Raw genomic sequence first — 3,373 nt, 5'->3', positions numbered from 1 at the left:
ACACGGCTCTGAACACTCTTTCCCTACACGACGCTCTTCCGATCTAGTAGAAACCGTTCAAACGAAAACCTAACCGACCAACCACAGAACAGAAGGACACAACAATGGGCAAGTTCTCCAACGCAGCACTCCGCATCACCGCCGGCGCACTCATCCTCGACGCAGGCGTCAAGAAGCTCAAGGCAGACGAGGGCACCTACGCCTTCCTGCAGCAGATGGCGGCAACCGGCGTTCCCGCAGTCTCCAAGCTGGACGCAGCAACCTTCGGCAAGCTCATCTCCGGTGCAGAGACCGCACTCGGCGCAACCCTGCTGACCCCCTTCATCCCCGCACGCCTGGCGGGTGCAGGCCTGACCGCATTCGCGGCAAACCTGATGACCATGTACTTCCGCAACCCGGACATGCACGACAAGTACTTCCGCCCCACCCAGGACGGCCAGCAGCTCGCAAACAACATCGTGATGCTCGGCGCGGGTCTGGCACTGCTGGGCTCCAAGAAGTAGGACCCTCCTCTTAGCTCACTCCTCAAGCAACCTCTCTTTAGTGCGGTGGGAACAATCTTTGTTCCCGCCGCACTTTTGTATGCCCGCTGAATTTCTATGCCGCCCAGGCTGGCGCACACCACCTAACCACACCCGACCAGCCCAGTATCACCCGTCCGCGCAAGCCGCGAAACCACACGGTGTGGCGGCCCTGCGCTATTCTTTTAGGTATGTCTACTGAGAACACGCAGCCTAGCCAGGCACCCGAATCCACCGAAGAAAAGGCCAAGAAGCCGGTTCCCGAGGAATTCTTCCGCCAGCCCTACTCCTTCGTCCGCCGCGGCGACCGCCTCACCGCACGCCGCCAGAAGGCGTGGGATACCTACTCCCCCACCCACGTGCTGGACATTCCGCGCCTGCGCACCGACACCTCCGTCGCGCCCGAGGCGACCTTCGACCCGGTCAAGATTTACGGCCGCGAGGCGTACCAGGTCGTCGAGATCGGTTCCGGTCTGGGCGAGGCGATTGTGCACCGCGCAGCTGAGGTGCCCGAGGCGAACTTCCTCGCCGTTGAGGTGTACACCCCCGGCATTGCGGACCTGCTGCTGAAGATGGGCAACGCCGGCGTGGAGAACGTGCGTGTGGCTCAGGCGAACGCACCCGAGCTACTCGACAACATGCTCGAGGAGAACTCCGTGGATGAGCTGTGGGTGTTCTTCCCGGACCCCTGGCACAAGTCCCGCCACCACAAGCGCCGCCTGGTATCCCCGGCGTTCGCTGACAAGGTTGCGCGCGTGCTCAAGCCCGGCGGCATTTGGCGCCTGGCAACCGACTGGGAGGAGTACGCCCTGGTCATGCGTGATGTTCTGGAGGCTCACCCCGACTTTGAGAACGTGAACCCCGGCGCCGGTGCGACCGAGGAGGATCCGCAGGGTGGTTGGGCTCCGCGTTGGGAGGGCCGTACCCTCACCAGTTTTGAGCGTAAGGCTCAGGAGGCGGGCCGCCGCGCGCACGACCTGACCTACCGCCGCAAGTAAGCGGGGCAGCGTTAGTACGCGAATATACGTTAAGGAGGTGAGGCTCCCCGGTCGTTCGGGGAGCCTCACCTCCTTGTGTGTGGGCCCAAGTGCATGCGGGGCGGGGGTCTACCCTCCCTCGCTTCGTATGGCACTAAGACGCACAAGTCTATATAGGCGGCTGACCAGCTCAAATGAGCTAGAAGCGAGCTAGAACAGCCGCGCTGTTTATCCAAGTGTAGCGGGCTTTGCCGGTTTAGCGCGGCGACTTCGCGTCATCCGCCGTAGCTGCCTGGTGACGCTGACGGTACAGCACCACCGCCGAGGAACGCTGACGCGCCGCCGGGCGGGTACCGCGGGCAATATGCACCACGTCGCCACTGGTACCGGCTGCGAACACACGCTCCGTCAGGCCCAGCTTCACCTTCGCGTCCTCAACCTGACGCTGCAGCGCCGCAATCTGCTCCTGCTGCTCCTCCACAAGGGACTCCAGCTCAATAATGCGGCGAATACCCTCCAGGGAGACACCCTCCTGCGAGAGCTGCTGAATCTGCTGCAGACGGTTCACGTCACGCTGGGAATAGCGGCGCGCCTTGCCGGGCGCACGCGAAGGCTGAACCAGGCCGATGCGGTCGTACTGGCGCAGGGTCTGCGGGTGCATGCCCGCCAGCTCAGCCGCTACAGAAATCACGAAAACCGGCAGGTCCACGCTGTGCAGCGGCTTGCCGCTACGAGACTTGGATGATGATTCTCGAGATGCCATGGTTTACTTCGCCTTCTTCAACAGATCCTTACGGGGGTTCTCCTGGGGTGCCAGCTTCACGAATTTATCGAATGCTTCCTGCGCCTCTGCGCTCAGCTCGGTGGGCAGAACGATTTCGGGGATGACCATCAGGTCGCCGTCGCCGCCCTTTGCCTTAAAGCCGCGGCCCTTGGCGCGCAGTCGGCGGCCGACCTGGCCGGGTGCCAGGCGCAGCTTCACGGTGGATGCGTCCGGCAGGGGCACCTCGATGACGGCGCCGTCGACAGCCTCGGCGAGGGTGACGGGCGCACGCATAATCAGGTTGTTGCCTTCGCGGGAGTACACGGAGTCGTCGGAGACGCGCACGGTGACCTTCAGGTCGGCGCCGTGCAGGCCCTTGCCGCGCAGGCGCACCTTCTGACCGTCCTTGATGCCGGCGGGGATGCGCGCCTCGGTGTGGGAGCCGTCCGGCAGGAACACGGTCACGGTTGCGCCGGTGTATGCCTGGGCGAGGCTGATACGGGTGCTGGTGGTGCTTTCTTCGGGGGCTGCGTGCTGTGCTCCGCCGAAGCCGCCGCCTCCCATGCCGCCGAAGTCTGCACTGGTGAAGCCTGCGGAGCGTCGGGGGCCGCCCGCACCGCCGCCGAAGAGGCCGCCGAGCAGGTCGTCAATGTTGATGCCTGCGCCGCCGTTGCTGAAGCCGCCGAATGCGTCCGCGCCGGGGTAGCCGGTGTAGCCGCCGCCGAAGCCGCCCGCGCCCATACCTGCGGCACCGTAGCGGCGGATCTGGTCGTACTCTTCGCGCTGCTTCTTGTCGGAAAGCACGTCGTATGCTTCCGAGATTTCCTTGAACTTCTTCTCTGCTGCGGCGTCGCCGGGGTTCAGGTCCGGGTGGTACTTGCGGGAGAGCTTGCGGTACGCCTTCTTGATGTCGTTTTCGCTTGCGTCTTCGCTGACCCCCAGTGCCTTGTAGAAGTCGTCAGTTATCCAGTTTTCGCTTGCCATATGTTTGTTTCTCCTCTCGCGGTGATGCGCCGCCCTCCTCGGTTACGGGACGGCTAGCAGGGCACCACGTTCTTGTCTTAATGCTCTATATAAAAGTTTAGTCTACTTGACTCAATTTTGGAAGGGGC

At 63.3% G+C, this 3,373-nt stretch carries 4 protein-coding genes; 2 read left to right on the top strand and 2 right to left on the bottom strand.

Translation table 11 applies throughout. The features are described from left to right. Positions 1 to 104: 104 nt before the first annotated feature. Together QZ540_RS08300 and trmB are read left to right on the top strand one after the other, a co-directional pair. Positions 105 to 503, top strand: coding sequence for a hypothetical protein (locus QZ540_RS08300; RefSeq protein WP_070600570.1), 399 nt, complete (start codon positions 105 to 107; stop codon positions 501 to 503). Between the two features lie 209 nt (positions 504 to 712). Continuing rightward, positions 713 to 1,519 (top strand): tRNA (guanosine(46)-N7)-methyltransferase TrmB, encoded by an 807-nt coding sequence (trmB, locus tag QZ540_RS08295; protein WP_294629139.1) that lies wholly within the window; start codon positions 713 to 715, stop codon positions 1,517 to 1,519. Positions 1,520 to 1,754: 235 nt separating this feature from the next. Here trmB and QZ540_RS08290 read toward each other — a convergent pair whose 3' ends face one another. Together QZ540_RS08290 and QZ540_RS08285 are read right to left on the bottom strand one after the other, a co-directional pair. Beyond that, the gene (locus tag QZ540_RS08290; RefSeq protein ID WP_294629137.1) at positions 1,755 to 2,261 is read right to left on the bottom strand and encodes a heat shock protein transcriptional repressor HspR; all 507 of its coding nucleotides are present in this window, start codon (positions 2,259 to 2,261) and stop codon (positions 1,755 to 1,757) included. Positions 2,262 to 2,264: 3 nt separating this feature from the next. Continuing rightward, positions 2,265 to 3,245: a DnaJ domain-containing protein gene (locus QZ540_RS08285; RefSeq protein WP_294629135.1), complete on the bottom strand. Its 981-nt coding sequence runs from the start codon at positions 3,243 to 3,245 to the stop codon at positions 2,265 to 2,267. Positions 3,246 to 3,373 lie beyond the last annotated feature (128 nt).

The sequence above is a fragment of the uncultured Rothia sp. genome, from assembly GCF_916049665.1.
Lineage (GTDB): Bacteria > Actinomycetota > Actinomycetes > Actinomycetales > Micrococcaceae > Rothia.
The sequence above is the reverse complement of the archived record's forward strand: the minus strand, read 5'-3'. Positions and strand labels throughout refer to the sequence as shown.